Origin of the sequence: Streptosporangium sp. NPDC004379 (assembly GCF_042873875.1) — a bacterium.
Taxonomy (GTDB): Bacteria; Actinomycetota; Actinomycetes; order Streptosporangiales; family Streptosporangiaceae; genus Streptosporangium.
On sequence record NZ_JBIAMC010000009.1, the window covers coordinates 350754 to 370674 of the forward strand.

Here is a 19921-nt window from a genome sequence, read left to right on the forward strand (position 1 = left end):
GGGCCCGCCGCCGGCCCGGCCCCCGCACCGGTTCGCACACCGGGGCGGACGTGGCCCGATGCGGCGTCAGGCGGCCTCGAGGACGAAGAACAGGAAACACATGAAGACCCCCGTGGGCCTGGTCGCGAAGAGGTCGGGGAACAGTTCGCGGGCGGCCGGCGCGGGCGGCGGCTCGCTGATGACACCGATCCGGAAGCCGGCCGCGGTGAAGGCGTCGGTCATCGCGTGCAGCGGCCGGCTCCAGAAGCCCAGCAGGGCGGTGTTCCCGCCGAGGGTCCACTCGTCGAAGGTCTGGCGGGTCTCGAAGTAGTTGGTGCCGGGGCCGGCCGACAGGTAGTCGGCGAAGGGGTGGTTGACCGACACGATCAGCCGGCCGCCGGGTTTCAGCACGCGCCGCAGTTCGGCCAGCGGCGCCGTCCAGTCCTCCAGATAGTGCAGGACCAGGGACGCGACGACGTCGTCGAACGAGGCGTCGGGGAACGGCAGCGGGTCGCTCAGGTCGGCCAGGTGCAGGTCCGCGTCGTCGCCGAGCCGCCGCCGGGCCAGCTCCAGCATCTTGGCGCTGGCGTCGAAGCCGGTCACGGCGGCGCCCCGGTCGCGCAGCGCCGCCGACAGCGGGCCGGAGCCGCAGCCGGCGTCGAGGATCCGCCGGCCGGCCACGTCACCGGCCAGGTCCAGCATGGCGGGCCGCTCGTAGTGGGCGTTGAGGAGGTTCGTCTCGTTCTCGGCCGAGTACCCCTCGGCGATGGGATCGTAGTCGTTGAGCGCGGCCCGCTCCGCGGGTCCGATGGACTCCTCGGGAACGGGGCGGATCCACGACGGCGTCGCGGCGGCCGGAGCGGCCGGGGTGTCCGTCTGCTCGTCGGGACTCTCGGAAACGGAAGTCATACGGGCGATCCTGGCACGCCGGACCGTCCGGGCTCGGGCGTTTCGTGATCTTCCTGTGCCCTTGGGGTGCCGACCGGCCGCCGGCGGGGCACCGCGCCGTCAACCGGCCGTCACGCCGTCAGCCGATCGTCACCAGGGCACCGGTCCGTCGGCGCCGAAGAACCCGCCGGTCGGCCCGTCCGCGCCGAGCGTCGCCAGGCGCACCACGGCCGCGGCGCCCTGCGCGGTGGTGAGGTACCCGGTGTGGTCGTTGATGTCGGTGTCGACGAAGCCGGGGTCGGCGGCGTTGACGAGGATCCCGTCCTTGCGCAGCTCGTTGGCGTACTGCACGGTCAGCGCGTTCAGCGCGGTCTTCGACGGCGAGTACGCGGCCGACTCCGGCAGCCCCGACAGCGGGCCGTCCGGGATGCCGTTGACGGTCAGCGACCCGGCGGCGCTGCTGACGTTGACGACGCGCGGCGCCGGTGACCGCCGCAGCAGCGGCAGCATGGCGTTGGTCACCGTGATCACCCCGAAGACGTTGGTCTCGAACACCGCCCGGACCATGTCCAGGTCGACGGAGCTGGGGACCTGGTCGCGGGCGTCCTGCGGCGAGACCTGCCCGGAGCCGCTGATTCCGGCGTTGTTGACCAGCACGTCGAGGTGGCCGAAGCGCTCCTCGATCCACCTCGCGGCCTCCCGGACACCGGCCTGGTCGGTGACGTCCAGGGTGACCGCGTGCGCGTCACCGCCCGCCGCGCGCACCGCCACGGCGGCCTCCTCGCCGCGCCGCGGGTCCCTGGCCCCGATCAGGACCGTCACGCCCAGCTCGGCGAGCCGCTCGGCAGTCGCCCGGCCGATCCCCTTGTTCGCGCCGGTGATCAACGCGACCTGCCGGTGCGCGGTGTGCTCGTTCACGAGCGATCTCCTCCTTGAGAGGGTTCGTTTCCGTCACCCGAGACGAGACAGCCGGCCGTTCTGTGACATGGCCGGGCCACCGCCCGCCGGCTCATGACTCCGGGTGAGCGCACGACGCCGGTCGGCGACCGTGGACGGTCTCCTCCCGGCCGGCCCGCCTCCCGTGTCAGAGACGGGCGGGCTGTCTTGTCTCAGTCGGTGGAGATGGACGCTCGGACCGGAAAGGTGAGGATCATGAGGGTGTTCGTGGCGGGCGGGGCCGGGGTGCCGGGACGGCCGGAGGTGATCGCGCACCGGATGACCACCGTCTCCGGGGAACCGGACGTCAGGCGTCCCGATCACCGGTTCGCCGTCACCGGCCGGCCGCGCGCCGAGGGGTTCGAGGAGGAGCCGGCGTGAGCCGGATCGAGGAGTTCCAGGAACTGCGGCCGCTGCTGTTCTCGATCGCCTACCGGATCCTGGGCAGTGTGAGCGAGGCCGAGGACGCGGTCCAGGAGACCTGGCTGCGCTACGAGACGTCCCCGGCCGAGCCCGTGTCGGCCAAGGCGTTCCTGTCCGCCACGGTGTCCCGGGTCGCGATCGACGTGCTGCGCTCGGCACGCGTGCGGCGGGAGGAGTACGTCGGGCAGTGGTTCCCCGAGCCGCTGCTGGCCGACCCGTACGAGGACCCGGAGCGCTCGGCGGAGCTGGCCGACTCGCTGTCGATGGCGGCCCTGCTGCTGCTGGAGCGGCTCAGCCCGCTGGAGCGGGCGGTCTTCGTGCTGCGGGAGGTGTTCGGGTTCGGCTTCGGCGAGGTCGCCTCGGCGGTGGGGCGTTCGGAGGCGGCGTGCCGCCAGCTGGCGGTGCGGGCGCGCCGCCACATGAGCACCGGGCGCGCCCGGTTCGAGGCCGGCCGCCGGGAACGGGAGGAGCTCGCCCGGCGTTTCTTCGACGCCTTCCGGGAAGGCGACGTCGACGGACTGCGCGGGCTGCTCGCCGCCGACGTGTCGATGGTCGCCGACAGCGGTGGCAAGGCCCCGCTGTGGGGCGATGGCGTATTCGGCGCCGGGAACGTGGCCCGGGTGCTGGCCGCGATCGCCGGGCCGTTCGACCGGATCGGCGGCGCCGCGGAGCCGCACGAGGTGAACGGCCAGCCGGGTGCGATCTTCCGCGACCGGGACGGCAGGGTCGTCAACACCCTGGCGTTCGACATCCTCGACGGGCGGATCCAGACGATCCGCGCGGTGCTCAACCCTGACAAGCTGCGGCACCTGGGCCCGGTGGCGGACGCCTGGGCGGTCGTCCGAGAGGCCGGCCGGGCCCGCCGTCCCGACGGGGCCTAGGTGTGGCGGGCGGCGACCTGGTCGAGGAGGGCCGCGAGGCGGCCGGGGGCCGAGACCATGGGCCAGTGGCCCGTGTCGAGGGTGCGGAAGTCCCAGCCCGGCGCGGTGCGCATGGCCGAGACGTCGGCGGACACCCGGCCGCCGAAGTGCTCCATCGAGCACATCACGTAGGTGGCCCGCTGCTGCTCCAGCGGGCGCGTCAGCACGGCGGACTCGGCGACGGTGCGCCCGGGGTGCCCGACGAAGCGCCTGGTGAGCCAGCCGGCCTGGCGGCGGGAGAGCCCCTGGCCGTCGGCCACGACCGAGGCGTCGGGGGCCGGCCAGCGGCCGTTGTTGGCGTCGATGAGCCGCAGTTCCTCGGCGCGCAGCCGCTCGGGGAAGGCGTGCAGCATCGACTTGCCGTCGTGGGGCAGGAACGCCTCGACGAACACCGTGTGCGCCACCCGGTCCCGGGCCTGGTCGGCCACCAGGCCGGCCACGATGCCCGAGTAGCTGTGCCCCACGACGATGACGTCGCGCAGGTCCTTCTTCTCCATGGTCGCCAGGACGTGGCCCACGTGCGTCTCCAGGCCGACGTCGGCGACGTCGGCTTCGGCGGTGGTCAGGCCCGGCAGCGTGACCGCGTGGACCCGGTGGCCGTGGCCGCGCAGACGCCGCGCCACCGGCTCCCAGGCCCAGGCGCCCATCCACGGGCCGGGGATGAGAACGAAGTTCTTCATAGGAGTCCGTTTCCCCTGCTTCCGGCCGGCCCGCGCCCCGTGGGAGGCGCGTTCCGGCGGTGGGACATCGTCATTGTCGAAAGGTCCGGCGACGGCGACGCCCATCGCCATTCAGCAACCCGGTGCCGGGCCCCGTCAAGCTCTCGTCAGGCGGCCCTGCCGGATGCCCGGACGAGGGAGGCCCGGTCGAGGATGGCGGCGTCGGATTCCACGACCCGCACGGCGGGGTTCCCGGTGAGGATCGCGACCACCCCGACGTAGCCGTATCCGGGGTCGAGCGGCAGGAGCCGCACCGCGTCCACGGGGACGTCCAGCGGCCAGCTCCGCAGCGCGGGCCGTTCGTCCGGGCCGCTGACCTCGACCCGGTCCGGGGAGATCCGCAGCCCGTGCCCGGTGGCCTTCAGGGCCGCCTCCTTGCGCACCCACGTCCGGGCGAACGCCTCGTACCGCTCGTCGCCGGGAAGCGCCTCCAGCGTCCTGCGCTCGGCCGGCGTCAGCGCGCACCGCGCGAGCTCGTCGACCGAGGTCGTCGGCACCGCCTCCACGTCCACGCCCAGCGGTCCCTCGGCCGTCAGCGCGACCCCGACCCGGTCGCCCGAGTGGGAGATCGAGACGTGCAGCGGGGGCCCGCCGGTGTCGATCCGCGGTTTGCCGTGGTTCCTCGCGCAGTCCGAGCACGACCGGTCGACCACCACGTCCTCGGGGCGAAGGCCGAGCTGGGCGCCGGCCGTGACCCGCAGCAGCCAGGCCCCGGTGAGGAAGCGGCGCAGGTCCGGCTCGCGCCGGAACCGCGCCGCCCGCTCCCGCTCGGCGGGGCCGAGCACCCCGGTCAGACCCTCGATCGTCCCCTGCCGCGGATCGGCCCACCACACGTGGCACTCGCCCGCCGACAGAACAGAAGTGATCATCGATCTTCTCCTTGTCGCAGCGTCTACTCGCGGTGACCGGCGGACAGGGCGCAGCAGGTCACCAGTTCCAGGTGGCTGACCTCCGGCCGGGTGAGGATCCGGGTCACCTCCGCGCGGATCTGCGCGCTCGTGGCCTCCTCCTCGGCGCGTATCCGGATGACGATGTCACCGGTGGCCTGCCTGAGGTCCTTGTGCCATTTCTCCGGAAGAAGCGCCAGAATCCGGATGCCGTCTACCGGAGAATTCGGTATCGGTCGCCCGTCGATATGGCGCATCGTCAACTGAACCAGCATGAGCCACGGTCCTTCTCCCGTTTACCGGCCGATCGGAAAAGGCCGGTTCCTCGACGTTTCACGGCCGTCCGGGTGAACGGCCCAGCGAGCTCCCCGAATTCACCGGATGCCGGCCGGGTCATCGGCCCTTCGACCTCCCTGCCGTCCGGCGTGGTCGGTGATTCGTTCTCACACCCTCAACTCTGCGGCGCGGGAGGGGCCGGGACCAGGCTTCGAGGAGGCAGCAAGTTGCAGGTGGGTAGCCGCATCCTGTCATCGGCCGGCGGACGCGCCGGAGCCGTACGGGACGGCACCGCGGAGCCGTACGGGATGGCACCGCGAGGCCGTACGGCATGGCGCAGCGGGACGGCGCGGCGGGGCGTACGGGTTCCGTGCGGGGAGGTCGCGAGGGGCGGGGATCAGGCCGGAAACGCGAAGGAGCCGCGCCCCGGTGTTCGGGACGCGGCTCCTCGGACGGGCGCGGCGGGCGTCAGAGAGGCACGTTCCCGTGCTTGCGCCGGGCCCCGGGCCTGCGCTTGTCACGCAGCATCGCCAGCCCGCGGGCGACCGCCGACCGGGTCTCGACGGGGTCGATCACGTCGTCGACCAGCCCCCGCTCGGCGGCGTAGTAGGGATGGACGAGCTCCTCGACGTACCGGCCGAGCAGTTCCCCGCGCAGCGCGGCGGGGTCGGCCGCCGCGGCGAGGTCCTTGCGGTAGATGACGTTCACCGCGCCCTCGGCGCCCATCACGGCGATCTCGTTGGTCGGCCACGCCAGCGACAGGTCGGTGCCGATGGAGCGGGAGTCCATCACGATGTAGGCCCCGCCGTACGCCTTGCGCACGATGACCTGGACGCGGGGCACGGTGGCCTCGCAGTAGGCGTACAGCAGCTTGGCACCGTGCCGGATGACCCCGGCGTACTCCTGGTCGGTTCCGGGCAGGAAGCCGGGCACGTCCACCAGGGTCACCAGCGGGATGCCGAAGGCATCGCAGAAACGCACGAAGCGGGCGGCCTTCTGCGACGCGTCGACGTCCAGCACGCCGGCGAGCACCATGGGCTGGTTGCCGACCAGGCCGACCACCTCGCCGTCGATCCTGGCGAGCGCGCAGATCACGTTGGGCGCCCAGCCCTGGTGCACCTCCAGGAAATCCCCGTCGTCCACCAGCTCGGCGATGACCAGGCGCATGTCGTAGGGCTTGTTCGGCTCGACGGGCACGATCTCCGCCAGCCGGGGCCGCGGATCGTCGGTCGCGCCGCGGGACGGGTACCGGGGCGGCGGTTCCTGGTTGTTGCCCGGCAGCATCGAGACGAGGTAGCGCACCTCGGCCAGGCAGCTCTCCTCGTCGTCGTGCACGAACGTCGCCACCCCCGAGCGGGTGCCGTGCACCTGCGCGCCGCCGAGCTGGGCGTGGGTGACCCGCTGGCCGGTCACCACCTCCACGACGTCGGGGCCCGTCAGGTAGAGCTGGGCGTTCTCCCCGGCCATGAAGGTGAAGTCGGCCAGCGCCGTGGAGTAGGCCGCGCCGCCCGCGCAGGGCCCGAGCACGACGCTGATCTGCGGGATGACCCCGGACGCCTGGACGTTGCGCTGGAAGATGCCGCCGTAGCCGTTGAGCGACATCACCCCCTCCTGGATCCGGGCGCCGCCGCTGTCGTTCAGCCCGATGAACGGTGAGCCGGTGGCGATCGCCAGGTCCATCACCTTCTGGATCTTCAGCGCGTGCGCCTCGCCGAGCGAGCCGCCGAAGACGGTGAAGTCCTGGGCGTAGACGAACACGCGGCGACCGTGGATCGTGCCCGATCCGGCGACCACGCCGTCGGTGTACGGGCGCTGCCGCTCCATTCTGAGGCCGTGCGCCCGGTGCCGCCGGTACATGTCCACCTCGACGAACGACCCCTCGTCGAGCAGCAGGTCCAGCCGCTCGCGGGCCGTGCGCTTGCCGAGTTTGTGCTGGCGGGCGACCGCCTCGCCGTTCCCGGCGGTGATGCCGTCCCGCAGCCGGCCGTGCTCCTCGCGCAGCGCGCGCATGGAGCGGGACGCGGGGCGGGCGGCCGGCGCGGGCGGTACGGCCGGCGCGGGTGACGCGGGCGGTACGGCCGGCGGCGCGTCACGGCCGCCGGCGGGAGCGGCGGGCCGATCCCCGGTGGGAGCGGCGGGCCGATCCCCGGGGGGCGCCACGGGGCGGACGGCGAGGTCCTCCCTGGCGGGCGCCGGCGCCGGTATGGATACGGCGTCGAGTTCCGAGATGCTCAATGGAGATCCTCCCTCAGGTGTTGCACGCGCCGGTGTTCCGGGTGACCCGGGCCGCCCGCGGCCACGTGGAGTGTCACCTCACGGGCGCGGGCGCCCGGCGGGCGAGGCCGGCGCGCCCGGCGGACAGGTGCCCGCTCTCGCACAGCCACCGCACCGTGTCCCCGACGGTCTCGGCCAGGGGGCGCGGAGTGATCCCGCCCGTGCCGGCGGTTCCGGCGGGGCGTCCGGCGTGGGCGCAGGTGTGGATGGCGCCGTACTCGGCCGGGATGTGCCACGGCCACACCCGCTGTACCAGGTCGGCGAGCAGGCCGACCGGGATCATCGCCGCCGCGGGCGGGAAGGCGGCCGGCAGCGCGCGGCCGGTGACCTCGCGCAGCACCCGGACGTACTCCCGGGTCGTCACGTACCGGCCGGGCCCGAAGCAGCGGACCGCCCCCGGACCGCCCGGCGCGGCGGGCGCGGCGGGCGCGGCGGGCGCGGCGTCCGGGGTGGACGCGGTGCCCACGGCGGGCGCGGCTCCCGGCGTGATTCCCGGCGCGGCCCCCGGCGAGGTCAGCAGCCGGGCGTGCAGCGCCGCGGTGTCCCGCACGTCGCCCAGCGGGAAACCACCGGCCGGCCACAGCGGCATCAGCCCGCGCAGGGCGTCGCGCAGCCTGGCCGTCTGGTCGCCCAGGTTGGGGTCGTGCGGCCCGAGCAGGGCGGGCGGGTAGGTGATCACCACGGGGGCGCCCTCGGCCTGGTGGCGGCGGGCCACCAGTTCGGCCGCGGCCTTGGTCGCCGCGTAGGTCTCGCGTGGGCGGGCGACGGGTGACCACTCGTCGATCGTCCCGGCCCGCGCCGGGGACGACGGGTCACGTGAGGGGTCAGGGGCCAGGGCCACGACGGTGGAGACGTGGATGACCGGCCCGCCGGCGACGCGCCGCGCGGCGCCGAGGACGACCTCGGTGCCGCGTTCGTTGACCTGGCGCATCCGCGCCCGCAGCCTGCTGTCGAAGGAATAGACCGACGCCGCGTGCAGCACCGCGTCGGCTCCGCGAACGGCCCCGGCCACGCTCCTCTCATCGGTCACGTCGCCCGCCACCACGTCCACAGCCGCCGGATCGACGAGCAGGGGCGTCAGGGCGCGCTCCACCTTCGAGGGGTCGCGGACCAGCATGCGGACCCGGTGGCCCGCGCTCACCATCGCCGCGATCGAGTGGGCGCCGACGAATCCGGTGCCGCCGGTGACAGTTACGAGCATCGGTTCACCTCTCCCAATCCCCACCAGTCAAAGGCGGCGGGCCTTCCGGTGTCATCTCCTGTCGTGCTTGCCGCCGAACGCGCAGTTCAGAGGCCGTCCGGGCCTTTTCGGGAAACGCGTGGCCGTTTGCCGTCGCAAGGCCCTTCTTCCTGGGCAGGGGGCTGGCAGGAAGTGGTAACCGTCATGCAACTTGCTGCCTTCGCCAAGCCTGGTCCGGGTCCTCGCGGGAACGCAGAGTTGATTGTGCGGGGACGACCCGCCGAGAAAGCGAAGAACGAGAAAGAGGCAGTGATATGAGGAACCTGAGCGCCTTCCCGGTGAACTACAGGAGCGTCGTCAGGGGCGCCGTCGCGGTCGCCTCCGGCGCGCTGGTGCTGACCTTCGCGGCCGGCGCTCCCGAGGCGGTGGCCGGGCAGTCCGGCGGGCGGCACGCGACGGTGCTGGCCGACGGCAACACCTGGGGATCGGCCGCGCAGGGCGACGGCAACACCTGGGGTTCGGCTTCGCGGGGCGACGGCAACACCTGGGGCGTCCTGGCGGAGGGCCCCGGCAACACCTGGGGCTCCGCCCCGCAGGGTGGCCCCGGCAACACCTGGGGCTGACCGGCGGCGCCCCCGGCGGCACGCCGCGCCGCGCCGAAGGCGGGGTGAGGCGGAACGCGGAGAACCGGGATGAGGGAAAGCCGGCGCACGGCAAGGCGGGACGCGGACCGTACGGGAGAGGGGCTGGGCCCACCGTACGGGAGGAGCGGAAACCGCGAGGAGAGACGAGAAAGGTCCGGAAAGGACCGAAGAGAGCCAGGGCGGCGGGCAGAGTGCCCCGAGGCCATCGAGCGGTGTGTCGACCCCGCCGGTACGGCCTCCCCGGAAAACCTCGCGCGGAGCGGCGGACCCGCTCACGCGCGCCCCGATCACACGCATCACACCCACGCGCGCCCCGATCACGCGGACCACGCTCGGGCGGACCCCGCTCACACGCGCCCCGATCGCACGGGCTCTGATCGCATGGGCCTCGCGCCGTGGTCCTCCCCCGCCTCACGACTCCCCGCCGGGGTCTCCGCCCACGGTGGTTCCCGCTGCCCGGAGCCCGCCCGGCGCCCCCGCCGGCCGACGGGACGGACCCCGTGGGGGGACGCCCGCCCGCGTCGTCGCGGTCAGTCGATGACCGCGGTGGCCTCGACTTCGACCAGATGGGCGGGCACGTCCAGGGCCGCGACGCCCAGTAGCGTGGCCGGCGGCACCGGGGTGACCCCCAGCCTCGCGGACGCCCGGGTGATCCCCTCCAGGAGCAGGGGCATCTTGTCGGGGGTCCAGCCGACGACGTAGACGGTCAGCTTCGCGACGTCGTCGAAGGAACCGCCGGCCCCGGACAGGGCGGTGCCGACGTTGAGGTAGCACTGTTCGACCTGGGCGGCCAGGTCGCCCTCGCCGACCGTGACCCCGTCGGCGTCCCAGGCGACCTGCCCGGCGACGAAGACCAGCTTCGACCCCGACGCGATCGACACCTGCCGGTAGACATCGATTTCCGGCAGTCCGCCGGGGTTCACCATGGTGATGGCCATGCCACTCGTCTCCTCGTCATGAGAGCCATGGGCTCTCGCCTGCGTCGGACCACGACGCTCGTGGTCTCTTGCGGTTACTGGGGAACTGTAGGAGAGTGTGCGCTGACATGGAAGAACGCACTTTTCGGTGACTGGGGAACCTCATGGTGACCAAGCAGTTCGAGGGCTCGCCCGCGGACGCGGACCTGACACGCGCCGACTCTCTGGCACGCGAGATCTTCTCGGACGTCGCCAACAAGTGGGCGCTGCTGATCATCGAGGCCCTGGGGGAACGCACCCTGCGCTTCAGCGAGCTGCGGGACGGCGTCGAGGGGATCAGCCACAAGATGCTCACCCAGAACCTGCGCATGCTGGAGCGCAACGGCCTGGTCGAGCGGGACGTCCACCCGACCGTGCCGCCGCGGGTCGAGTACACCCTCACCGAGCCGGGCCGGGTCCTGTGGGAGATGACCAACCAGATGTGCGACTGGACCCACCGGTACCTCGGCCACATCGAGGAGTCCCGCCGCCGCTTCGACGCCTGAGCCGCTCAGGACACCCGAGACGTCCGGGCCCCTCGGGAGATCAGAGCGTCCCGCCGGTCAGATCCAGTTCTCCTCCTTGGCGCGCAGCGCGGCCTGGAAGCGGTTGACCGCGCCGAGGCGGGCCATGAGGTCGGCGACGTAGCGGCGGTAGGTCCGCACGGAGATGTCCAGCTCGCGGGCGGCGATCTCGTCCTTGTCGGCCGTGGCCATCACCTCCAGCACCCGCTGCTCCATCTCGGAGAGCAACGGCTGATCGGTGGAGGGCTCGATGAACTCGCGCAGGTCGACGGCGGACTTCCACATCCCCTCGAAGTAGATCACGAGCTGGGACACCAGGCCCGGCTCCCTGACCAGCAGGGCGCCCCTGGCACTCTCCTTGGGATCGATCGGCACGACCGCCACGCTCCGGTCGTAGATCAGCATGCGGTCCATGGGCTGCTCGGTGATGCGCACCTCACCGCCGAGGCTGACCAGCTCGCGGAGGTAGGAGAGCATGAAGGCGTCCTCGAGCGCCGCGGGGTGGTACACCCCTTTGATCGACAGGCCGCGGCGCAGCGAGCGGGTGTCCAGCGGCAGCGCCGACTCGATCATCACCCGGCTGAACGGCCCGCCGGGATGCAGGCAGAGCGTCTCCTTGTAGGAGAAGAAGGCGAGGTCGTCGAGCCGCTGGCGGACCCGGTCGGCGCCCTCGACCCGTTCGATGTCGAGCGCCGTCGCGGCGCGCTCCCCCTCCTGCTTGTCCTCCATGAAGACCGAGATGGCGTCGCGCGCCGCGAGGACGCGCAGGACCTCGGCGTTGAGTTCGTTGAGTCGTTTCTCCACCAGCCGCTCGATGCCGATCCGCGGCTCGGTGGCCACGACCCGGTGCCGGTCGTGCAGGTCGAGCAGGCCCAGCCGGCCGAGTGTCTCGACGGTGGACTCCACGAGATCCGGATCGAGGCCCAGCGCCTCGGGAACGGAGTCGACGCCCTCCCCCCGGTGCCGGAGGAAGTATCGATAGATCTCCACCGCCTCCGGCGAGATGCCGATGACGGACACGTCCACGGCTCACCTCCCGGCCATGCGCACCCGTCCCCAAAAGCGGGCAGACTGCCCCGCCATACAGGTGCGCCCGCCTACAATCTAACAACAAAGAGATAATCAGTAAATCGGCATATCTAGCCGATGACCCCCTGGAAGGCCAGGTGAGCAAGAACGCGGTCGAGGTGCGCCCGGTCCTCGGCCGCGAGACCGCCGAGGAGCCGGTCGTGGACCGTCTCGGTCACCGGGCCGAGCACCTCCGCGAGCAGGGCGTGGCCCGCGCCGGTCAGCCGTACGGCGTAGGCGCGGCGGTCGGCGGGGTCGCGCGTCCGCTCGGCCAGCCCCCTCTCCTCCAGGGCGTCGATGAGGTGGACCATGGTCGAGCGGTCCACCCCGAGGCGGCGGCCGAGCTCCTGCTGGGACAGCGGGCCCGCAGCCTGCAGCAGGCAGAGCACGCCGTAGTCGCGCCAGCGCAGGCCCTCGCCCCGCAGCGCCTCCTCCGTCTCGGCGACGATCCGCCGGGCCGTCTCGTGCAGCAGCCAGCCGGTCGTCCCGGCGAGCATCTCCGTGGCGGGGGCCGAGCCTCTCACGCCGTCCTTCGTCACCGCGTCCCCTCCCGGCTCACCGCGTCCGCCCCCGGTGGCGGTCGCGGACCGTCAGGCTCACCGACCGACAGGTTCACCGACCGCCGGCTCCCCCGTCAATCGGCGGGGTCCGCCGGCGGTGTCCCCCGCACGTCGGGAGCCGTCGTACGCCACGCCGGGGGCCACCGTACAGCCGTACGGCCACGTCGAAGGCCACCGTACGCCACGCCGGGAGCCGTCGTACGCCCCGGGGAGCGGGGGTCAGTTCACCGGGCAGGGCAGCGCGGTGCCCGGAGGGAGCGGCCGGTGGCAGGCGGCGCCGGGGCAGACCACCTTGACGACCTGGCGGGACGGCCCGGCCGTGACCGCGACCGGCTCGTGCCCGAACCGCCGGGACGCGACGTCCGCCCAGTTGGACGGCCGCAGCCCGCCGGGCTCACCGAGGAGGCGCGGCCCGGTGTCGACGGCCGAACTCTCCAGGTAGGCGAGGTAGTCGGCCTCGCGGTGCCAGACCACGAGACGGCGCAGCGAGTCGCCGGCCGGCAGTTCGTCCCACGGCTGGGCGCGGGACGCCATCGCCCGCAGGAACGCCTCGCCGACCGCCTCCTTGACCGTCCGGGCCGCGGCGGCCGCCATGGCCGTCCCCTCGCCGCCCACGCCGACCAGGGCGACCCGGGCGTCGGGGGCGGGCAGCACGAACGCCGACACCCACAGGCCCAGGCCGGACGCGGCCTCGACGACCCCGGGGGGAAGCAGCCGGTCGAGATAGCGGGACACCCGGAGGATCCGCCGCCGGGGATCGGCCCACCAGCGCGTGACCACGTCGTGGGCGAGCAGCTCGGCGACGGCCGCGGAGACCCCGTTGTCGACCACGCCGACCTCGGTGGGCTCGACCATGCCGTCGCCCTCCCCCAGCCGGCAGACCTCGGCCGGCAGCAGGTAGCGGTCCCCGGTCAGCAGGCCGGTGCCGGCGACGACCGGCCCGTCCTCCGGCGTGCCGGGCACGAAGTCGGTCAGCCGCAGCCGCCGCCCGCCCAGGCCGGGCACGGGGCCGGAGCCCGACACCGGATCGGACCCGGCCGGCAGACGGTGCAGGAGTCCGAGGGCGTCGGCTCGGGCCCGCGCCCTGGTCAGGGCCGCGTAGGCGGAAAAGCCCGCGGCGATCACGGCGGGCGCGGCGGGCGACGCCTGCGCGTACGCCAGGTGGACCGTGCCGCCCAGGCAGCCGGTCACCTCCCCCGTCGTTCCGGGATCCGCCTCCGGTGCCGTGACCGGCCGGGGTTCCGCAGATGTGGACGCCATCGGTCCCTCCTCCTCACAGATCCCGGCCCGTGCGGGCCCGGAGTGAAGGCCGTCGGCCCCGCGGCCGCCGTTCACCTCGCGGAAGGGGGACGTCGGCCGGCCGCGGGCCGGGGTTTCTCCGCCGACCGGCTTCCCGCCCCGACGTCGGAAACGGTTCGGGGGCCGGTACGTGATCCAGTACAGCACGCCGGTCCCGTAGGAGGTCAACGCGGCGGAGCCCAGTCAGCAATCCGCGAGAAGATACGGTCGGCCGCCCCCTCCCGCGTGGCGGCCCGGGGCACACCGGGCGGGCGCGCGGGACGGGCGCGCAGGAGGCAGGGCGCAGGACGCGAGGCGAGCGCGGGGGACGCTCTCCCGGTGTGCGGGGGAGGCGCCGCGGCGTCAGGCGGCTGACAGGTTCCTGCCAGCCGCGGCCATTTTGCTGCCTCCGTTCCGCCTGTCCGGCGTTCCGCCCGGAATGCATCGTGGGTGGCACGAGGACGAACCACCAGCCACGAGGCAGGTCTTCCCATGGACGTTTCCGTCACCACGCCGCCCGGACTCGATGTCCACGGCCGCCCTGACGACGCTCCCCGCTTCAACGTCGCCGAGCACTTCCTGGACCGCAACCCCGGCGAGCGGACCGCGCTCCTCACCGACGCCGGTCCCGTCACCTACGCCGAGCTGCGGGCGCTGGCCGGCCGGGTGGGCAACGCGCTGCGCGCGCTGGGCGTACGGCGCGGCGACCGGGTGCTGCTCGCGCTCGGCGACGGGGTGGAGTTCGTCGCCACCTGGTACGGCGCGCAGCGGATCGGCGCCGTCACCGCCGAGGTCTACACGTATCTGCAGCCCAAGGACTACCGCTACTTCGCCGAGTACGCCGAGCCCGCCGTCGTGGTGGCCGACGCGGTGACCCTGGACCGGCTCCGGGAGGCCGGGGTGACGAACCTGCTGGTGGTGGGGGTTCCCGAGGAGGACCTGCGGCCCGGCGAGCGCCACTTCGCCTCCCTCGTCGCCGCGCAGCCGTCCGAGCCGGCCACGGCGGAGACGACGCGCGACGACGTGGCCATCTGGAAGTTCACCACCGGCAGCACCGGCGCGCCCAAGGCGTGCGTGCTGCCCGCGCGCAGCCCGCTGCTGAGCTTCGAGTGGTACGCCCGGGGCGTGCTGGACATCCGGCCCGACGACGTCGTGCTGCCGGTGCCCAAGCTGTTCTTCGGCTACGCCCGCGACCTGACCGCGCTGTTCCCGTTCGGGGTGGGGGCGGCCGGGATCGTCTTCCCCGAGCGCAGCACCGCCGACCGGATCTTCGAGCTGATCGCGAAGTACCGGCCGACCATCCTGGTCAACGTGCCGACGATGATGAGCGCGATGATCGCCCATCCGGAGGCCGCGAAGCAGGACCTCAGCTCGATACGGCTGTGCACGTCGGCCGGCGAGCCGCTGCCGGAGGAGCTGCACCGCCGGTGGCTGGACACCTTCGGCGTCGAGGTCGTCGACGGCATCGGCTCCTCCGAGGCGTACCACATCTACCTGTCCAACCGGCCCGGCCGGACCCGCCCCGGCAGCCTGGGCCGGGTGGTGCCCGGCTACCGCGCGCGGGTGGTGGACCGGCACGGCCGGGCCCTGCCCGACGGCGAGACCGGGCTGCTGGAGGTGACCGGCGAGACCGTGGCCCTGGCCTACTGGCAGGAGCCGGAGAAGTCGGCCGAGACGTTCGTCGGCGAGCACACGGTGCGCTCCGGCGACCTGTTCACCCGCGACGCCGAGGGCTACTTCTACTACCGCGGCAGGGCCGACGACATGCTGAAGATCGGCGGGATCTGGGTGGCGCCCGCCGAGGTGGAGAACTGCCTGCTGGGCCACCCGGCCGTGACGGAGTGCGCGGTCGTCGGCCACCAGGTGGACGGCCTGACCCGGCTGCGGGCCTACGTCGTGGCCGACGGCGAGCTGTCCGCCGAGGAGCTGCGGGCGTTCGCGAAGTCCAGGATCGCGCCGCAGAAGTGCCCGCGCGACATCAGGTTCGTCGCGGAGCTGCCGCACACCGGCTCCGGCAAGCTCGACCGCCGCGCCCTGAACGGCGCGGGCGGCGACGTCGAGGCCCGGGACGGCGCCGGCCGGCCGGAACGCCTGTCCGAGGCGGCCTGAGGGGGTACGGGAGATGAAGATGATCGTTGACCAGTCGCAGGAGACGGCGTACCCCTCCTACCTGGCGCTGGACGAGATCCTGACGCCACCGCCCAGGACGCGCCCCGGCGGGTCCGGTGGGACGCTGCTCGCCGTCGCCCTCCGGGCGCAGGGCCTGTGGTTCGAGCAGCTCCTGCGGGAGCTCGGCGCGCTGCAGCGCGGGCTCGACCACGGCGACGGCCCCGGGGCGCTGCGCGCGGTGGACCGGTCGCTGCGGATCCTGCGGGCGCTGGTCGCCCAGCTGGAGGTCGTCGAGCCGCTGGCCGCGTGGGAGCTGGCCGACGGCGAGACGGCCGGGCCGGGGGCATTCGAGCCGGCGGGGTTCCGCGAGACCGAGGCGGTGCTGGGGTGGCGCGACCGCCGCCCGCCGTCCGCTGACCGCCGCCCGCCGTCCGCTGACCGCCGCCCGCCGTCCGCGGAGCCGTACCCGGCAGGCGGTTCCCCGGACGGCGGAGGGGTGACGGAGGCGGAGGCGGCGAGGCACCGGCCGTCGGTCTTCGACTCCCTCCTCGGTTACCTGGCGGCGCGTGGCTATCCTGTCCCGTGCGACCTGCTGTACCGGGACGTGTCGTCACCGGCCGCGCCGTCGCCCGGCCTCCAGGACGTCCTGGTACGGGTCCACCGCGACGACGGCGCGGCGGCCCAGATCTGCGAGCGGCTGGTGGACCTCGACGAGGGCTTCCAGGAGTGGCGGTACCGGCACGCCAGGATCGTGGAACGGGCGACCGGCGACGACGCCGATCCCCGCGGAGACGTGTTCGCCCCGGTCTTCCCGGACCTGTGGGCGGTCAGGAGCCTTCTGTGAACCACCGTGAGAACCCGCAGGGCCGCGTCGGCCACCCGGACGGCGCGGACCTTCCCGCCACGGACGGCGCGGCCGTGCCGGACGGCACACGCCCCCGCGTCCCGGAGGCCGCCGTGCCCGGCGGCGACCGGTCGGCGCTGCTCGCGCCGCACTACTCGATGTTCCGGGTGGCGGAGCGGATGCTGCTGACCGGCCACTCCCACCAGGCGTGGCCCGACGTGGCGATGGCCGGCCAGGTGGAGGCGTTCGAGGACGCCGCCCGCGAGGTGGACGCCAAGTGGGGCCGGGCGATGGCCAAGGCCGACGAGGTGCGGGCGGGCTTCCGGCGGTTCCTCGGCGACCCCTCCGCCGAGCTGGCCCTCGGCGGCAACACCCACGAGCTGGTGCTGCGCTTCCTGTCGGCGCTGGATCTGCGGTCCCGGCCCCGGCTGGTCACCTCCGACGGGGAGTTCCACACGCTGCGGCGCCAGCTCGGCCGGCTGGCCGAGGAGGGGGTGGAGGTCGTCCGCGTCCCGGCCGAGCCCGCCGTCACGCTGGCGGCCCGGATGGCCGAGGCCGTCGACGACCGCACGGCCGCCGTGCTGGTGTCGGCGGTGCTGTTCGAGACCGCGCGGATCGTCCCCGGTCTCGGCGAGCTGGCCGCCGCCTGCGGGCGGCGCGGCGCGGAGCTGCTGGTGGACGCCTACCACGCCCTGGGCGTCGTGCCGTTCTCCCTGGACGGGTTCGACGCGGCGTGGGTCGTCGGCGGCGGCTACAAGTATCTGCAGCTCGGCGAGGGCAACTGCTTCCTGCGCATCCCGCCGCACGCCGCCGGGCTGCGGCCGGTGATCACCGGCTGGTACGCCGAGTTCGCCGAGCTGGCGGCCGACCACCGGGAGGGCACGGTCGGCTACCCCGCCGGGGCCGCCCGGTTCGCGGGCTCCACCTACGACCCGACGAGCCACTACCGCGCCGCCCGCGTGTTCGGCTTCTTCGCCGACCACGGGCTGACCCCGTCCGTGCTGCGCCGGATCTCGCTGCGCCAGCGGGGGCTGCTGACCGCCGGGTTCGACGCGCTGGACATCCCCGACGACCTCGTCACCCGCGACCGGGAGGGCTCCCCCGGCGACTTCGGCGGGTTCCTGTCGCTGCGGTCGCCGCACGCCGGGCGGTTGCAGGCCCGGCTGGCGGAGCGGGGCGTCCTGACCGACAGCCGCGGGGAGTACCTGCGGTTCGGGCCGGCGCCGTACCTGTCGGACGCCCAGCTCGCCGCCGCCGTCGACGCCCTCGGCGAGGAGGTCGCCGCCCTGCGGCGGGAGGCGGGGTCGCCGGTCCCCGGGTCCTGACCGGGCCGCGGCGCCCTCCGCGGCGCCGGGGCCGTCAGGCGAGGCGGCCGTCGCGGGCGACGATCCGGCCGGCCTTGACGACGAGGGACCGGCGCGGGCGCGCGCACACCGCCTCGGCCGCGTTGCGGGCGTCCACCACCACCAGGTCGGCGCGGTCGCCCACGGCAGGGCCGTGGTCTTCGAGACCCAGGGCGCGGGCGCCACCGCGGGTGGCGGCGTCCAGGACCAGCTCGATGTCCTCGTCGCGCGCGCCGGTGCCCCTGGCCTGGAGGAAGGCGCGCTCCAGCATGTCCCCGGAGTTGAACGGGCTCCACAGGTCGCGGACGCCGTCGTTGCCCAGGGTCACCCGGACGCCGGCCTCGGTCAGGGCCCGCAGCGGCAGCACTCCCCTGGCCGGGGCGATGGTGGCGAGGGCGATCCCGGCCTCGGCCAGGTCCTCGATCAGCCGGTCGCGGGTGGCCGGGTCGGCGTCGCCGAGCGCGAAGCCGTGGCTGATGGTGACCTTGCCGTCCAGCCCCAGGGCGCGGGTCCGCTCGATGATGAGCTCGAACTGCCAGGTGCCGAGCGTGCCGCCGTCGTGCAGGTGGATGTCCACGCCCGCGCCGTACCGCCCGGCCAGGCCGAAGATCGCGTCCAGGTGCCTGACGGGGTCGCGGTCCACTCCGGCGGGGTCGAGCCCGCCGATCAGCTCGACCCCCGCCTTCAGCGCCTCCTCCAGCAGCGTCTCCGTGCCGGGGCTGATCAGCATGCCCGCCTGCGGGAAGGCGACGAGTTCGGCGGAGATCCGGCCGTCGAGGCGCCCGACGGCCTCACGGACCGCCTCGACGGAGTCCAGGCCCACCAGCGGGTCGACGTCGACGTGCGACCGGACGTGCGTGGTACCGCAGACGATCATGTTCTCGAGCAGGGCGGCGATGTGGTCGGCGTTGGGGATGCCGAATTCGGGCCGCCGCTCCTGGCCGTTGCGGATCCTGCCCATCAGGCCGGGGCCCGAGCTGTGCGGCACCCAGGGACCGCCCCACAGGGTCTTGTCCAGGTGGGCGTGACCGTCGACGAGGCCGGGCAGCACGAGCCGGCCGTCCAGGTCCTCGGTCTCGCCCGCGAAGCCGTCCGGCACGTCCGGCATGTCCGGACCGCCCGCGCCGGGCGTGAGCAGCGCGGCGATCCGGCCGTCACGGATCAGCAGGTCGGCGGGGCCCTCGTGGCCCTGGATCCGGGCGTCGCGCAGCAGCAGCTCGCTCATGCTCTCCTCTGTCCTTCTCATCCGCGGTGTCGTCGCGACATTAACGGTATACCAATAGCGGGGGCAATAGGCTGGCTTCGGCGCAGGCAGGAAGGAGCGGAAGGTGAGCGCGTTGCGCGACCGGGTCTACGAGACGCTCAAGCGGCGCATCGTCGAGGTGGAGCTGCGGCCGGGCGAGCGGCTGGTGGAGCGCGACCTCGCCGCCGAGCTCGACGTCTCCCGCATCCCGCTCCGCGAGGCGCTGCACCTGCTGGCCGCCGAGGGCCTGGTGGTCATCGTCCCCAACCGCGGCGCCCTGGTCAGCCCGCTCACCCCCGCCGACGTGCGCGACCTGTTCGACGTGCGCGAGAGCCTGGAGGTGCTGGCCGCGCGCCTGGCCGCCGGGCGGGCCGGGGCGGACGACCTCGCGCGGCTGCGCGGCTGCCTCGACCGGGCCCGCGACGCCGTACGGCGGGGCGACCGCCGGGGCGTCGTGACGGCCAACGCCGAGTTCCACGCGGAGATCGTCGAGGCCGCCGGGAACGCCCTGCTCGGCGCGTTGATGCGCCCCCTCGACGCCCAGCTGCGCCGGCTGTTCCTGCTGACCTCCGAGCGCGACCCCGCCACGCAGTGCGCCGAGCACGAGGAGCTCTACACCGCGATCGCCGGCGGCGACGCCGACCGGGCGGCGGTCTGCGCGCTGCGCCACGTCGCCGGCGGCCGTGAGCCGACGCTGACGCTCGCCGGGCGGTGGGCCGCCGGCGTCGACCCGGTCGAGGTGACCCGCACCCGCCGCCGCCGGACCGGGGATCGGGACTAAGGCGTGTCTGATAATTCGGCGTGGCGGAGCCAGAGCAGCAGGGAAGCGATGGTGACGCCCGCGAGGTAGCGGCCGGCGAGCTTGTCGTA

The 19921-nt window shown here is 73.9% G+C and carries 20 protein-coding genes; 8 read left to right on the plus strand and 12 right to left on the minus strand.

Annotated features, from left to right (window positions below):
* Positions 1–66: 66 nt before the first annotated feature.
* Positions 67–888, minus strand: coding sequence for a class I SAM-dependent methyltransferase (locus ACFYSC_RS21745; protein WP_389964398.1), 822 nt, complete (start codon positions 886–888; stop codon positions 67–69).
* Between the two features lie 129 nt (positions 889–1017).
* Positions 1018–1785, minus strand: a complete 768-nt coding sequence (locus ACFYSC_RS21750) for an SDR family oxidoreductase (RefSeq protein WP_389964401.1) — start codon at positions 1783–1785, stop codon at positions 1018–1020.
* Between the two features lie 234 nt (positions 1786–2019).
* Between ACFYSC_RS21750 and ACFYSC_RS21755 the strand changes: the two genes are divergently transcribed.
* Positions 2020–2184, plus strand: a complete 165-nt coding sequence (locus tag ACFYSC_RS21755; protein WP_389964405.1) for a hypothetical protein — start codon at positions 2020–2022, stop codon at positions 2182–2184.
* Positions 2181–3107: an RNA polymerase sigma-70 factor gene (locus ACFYSC_RS21760; RefSeq protein ID WP_389964408.1), complete on the plus strand. Its 927-nt coding sequence runs from the start codon at positions 2181–2183 to the stop codon at positions 3105–3107. The genes ACFYSC_RS21755 and ACFYSC_RS21760 overlap by 4 nt, the downstream gene beginning before the upstream one ends.
* Here the strand turns inward: ACFYSC_RS21760 and ACFYSC_RS21765 are convergent.
* From ACFYSC_RS21765 to ACFYSC_RS21785, 5 genes are all read right to left on the minus strand, one after another.
* On the minus strand, positions 3104–3826 hold the full coding sequence (locus tag ACFYSC_RS21765) for an alpha/beta fold hydrolase (protein WP_389964411.1): 723 nt from the start codon (positions 3824–3826) through the stop codon (positions 3104–3106). The genes ACFYSC_RS21760 and ACFYSC_RS21765 overlap by 4 nt on opposite strands.
* Before the next feature lie 146 nt (positions 3827–3972).
* A complete protein-coding gene (locus ACFYSC_RS21770; protein ID WP_362941843.1) occupies positions 3973–4734 on the minus strand; it encodes a 4'-phosphopantetheinyl transferase superfamily protein in 762 nt (253 codons plus the stop codon).
* 23 nt (positions 4735–4757) lie between these two features.
* The gene (locus ACFYSC_RS21775) at positions 4758–5027 is read right to left on the minus strand and encodes a hypothetical protein (RefSeq protein WP_389964415.1); all 270 of its coding nucleotides are present in this window, start codon (positions 5025–5027) and stop codon (positions 4758–4760) included.
* 469 nt (positions 5028–5496) lie between these two features.
* On the minus strand, positions 5497–7038 hold the full coding sequence (locus ACFYSC_RS21780) for an acyl-CoA carboxylase subunit beta (RefSeq protein WP_389964489.1): 1542 nt from the start codon (positions 7036–7038) through the stop codon (positions 5497–5499).
* 298 nt (positions 7039–7336) lie between these two features.
* Positions 7337–8503: an NAD-dependent epimerase/dehydratase family protein gene (locus tag ACFYSC_RS21785; RefSeq protein ID WP_389964418.1), complete on the minus strand. Its 1167-nt coding sequence runs from the start codon at positions 8501–8503 to the stop codon at positions 7337–7339.
* A gap of 293 nt (positions 8504–8796) precedes the next feature.
* Between ACFYSC_RS21785 and ACFYSC_RS21790 the strand changes: the two genes are divergently transcribed.
* Positions 8797–9105 (plus strand): hypothetical protein, encoded by a 309-nt coding sequence (locus ACFYSC_RS21790; protein WP_389964421.1) that lies wholly within the window; start codon positions 8797–8799, stop codon positions 9103–9105.
* A gap of 551 nt (positions 9106–9656) precedes the next feature.
* Here the strand turns inward: ACFYSC_RS21790 and ACFYSC_RS21795 are convergent.
* Complete coding sequence (locus ACFYSC_RS21795) at positions 9657–10064, minus strand: RidA family protein (protein ID WP_389964424.1); 408 nt, start codon at positions 10062–10064, stop codon at positions 9657–9659.
* Positions 10065–10207: 143 nt separating this feature from the next.
* On the opposite strand from ACFYSC_RS21795, the gene ACFYSC_RS21800 reads away from it, so the two are divergent.
* Positions 10208–10588 carry a helix-turn-helix domain-containing protein gene (locus ACFYSC_RS21800; RefSeq protein WP_362941858.1) on the plus strand — a complete coding sequence of 127 codons (381 nt, stop codon included), beginning with the start codon at positions 10208–10210 and terminating at the stop codon, positions 10586–10588.
* Positions 10589–10645: 57 nt separating this feature from the next.
* Here ACFYSC_RS21800 and ACFYSC_RS21805 read toward each other — a convergent pair whose 3' ends face one another.
* The 3 genes from ACFYSC_RS21805 to ACFYSC_RS21815 all read right to left on the minus strand — a co-directional run bounded on the left by ACFYSC_RS21805 (position 10646) and on the right by ACFYSC_RS21815 (position 13494).
* Positions 10646–11632 (minus strand): helix-turn-helix transcriptional regulator, encoded by a 987-nt coding sequence (locus ACFYSC_RS21805; RefSeq protein WP_362941861.1) that lies wholly within the window; start codon positions 11630–11632, stop codon positions 10646–10648.
* A 113-nt stretch (positions 11633–11745) separates the two neighbouring features.
* Entirely contained in the window at positions 11746–12213 is a 468-nt protein-coding gene (locus ACFYSC_RS21810) for a MarR family winged helix-turn-helix transcriptional regulator (protein WP_389964429.1), read from the minus strand.
* Between the two features lie 240 nt (positions 12214–12453).
* Positions 12454–13494, minus strand: a complete 1041-nt coding sequence (locus tag ACFYSC_RS21815) for a hypothetical protein (RefSeq protein ID WP_389964431.1) — start codon at positions 13492–13494, stop codon at positions 12454–12456.
* 510 nt (positions 13495–14004) lie between these two features.
* Here ACFYSC_RS21815 and ACFYSC_RS21820 point away from each other — a divergent pair.
* The 3 genes from ACFYSC_RS21820 to ACFYSC_RS21830 are packed head-to-tail and all read left to right on the plus strand — an operon-like array spanning position 14005 to position 17790.
* Positions 14005–15621 (plus strand): benzoate-CoA ligase family protein, encoded by a 1617-nt coding sequence (locus ACFYSC_RS21820; protein ID WP_389964434.1) that lies wholly within the window; start codon positions 14005–14007, stop codon positions 15619–15621.
* 19 nt (positions 15622–15640) lie between these two features.
* Positions 15641–16465 carry a tryptophan 2,3-dioxygenase gene (locus tag ACFYSC_RS21825; RefSeq protein WP_389964437.1) on the plus strand — a complete coding sequence of 275 codons (825 nt, stop codon included), beginning with the start codon at positions 15641–15643 and terminating at the stop codon, positions 16463–16465.
* Positions 16462–17790, plus strand: coding sequence for a kynureninase (locus ACFYSC_RS21830; protein ID WP_389964439.1), 1329 nt, complete (start codon positions 16462–16464; stop codon positions 17788–17790). Before ACFYSC_RS21825 ends, ACFYSC_RS21830 begins: the two co-directional genes overlap by 4 nt.
* Positions 17791–17824: 34 nt before the next feature.
* Here the strand turns inward: ACFYSC_RS21830 and ACFYSC_RS21835 are convergent, their stop codons facing one another.
* Positions 17825–19033: an amidohydrolase gene (locus ACFYSC_RS21835; RefSeq protein ID WP_389964442.1), complete on the minus strand. Its 1209-nt coding sequence runs from the start codon at positions 19031–19033 to the stop codon at positions 17825–17827.
* Between the two features lie 103 nt (positions 19034–19136).
* On the opposite strand from ACFYSC_RS21835, the gene ACFYSC_RS21840 reads away from it, so the two are divergent.
* Complete coding sequence (locus ACFYSC_RS21840) at positions 19137–19832, plus strand: GntR family transcriptional regulator (protein ID WP_389964445.1); 696 nt, start codon at positions 19137–19139, stop codon at positions 19830–19832.
* Positions 19833–19921 lie beyond the last annotated feature (89 nt).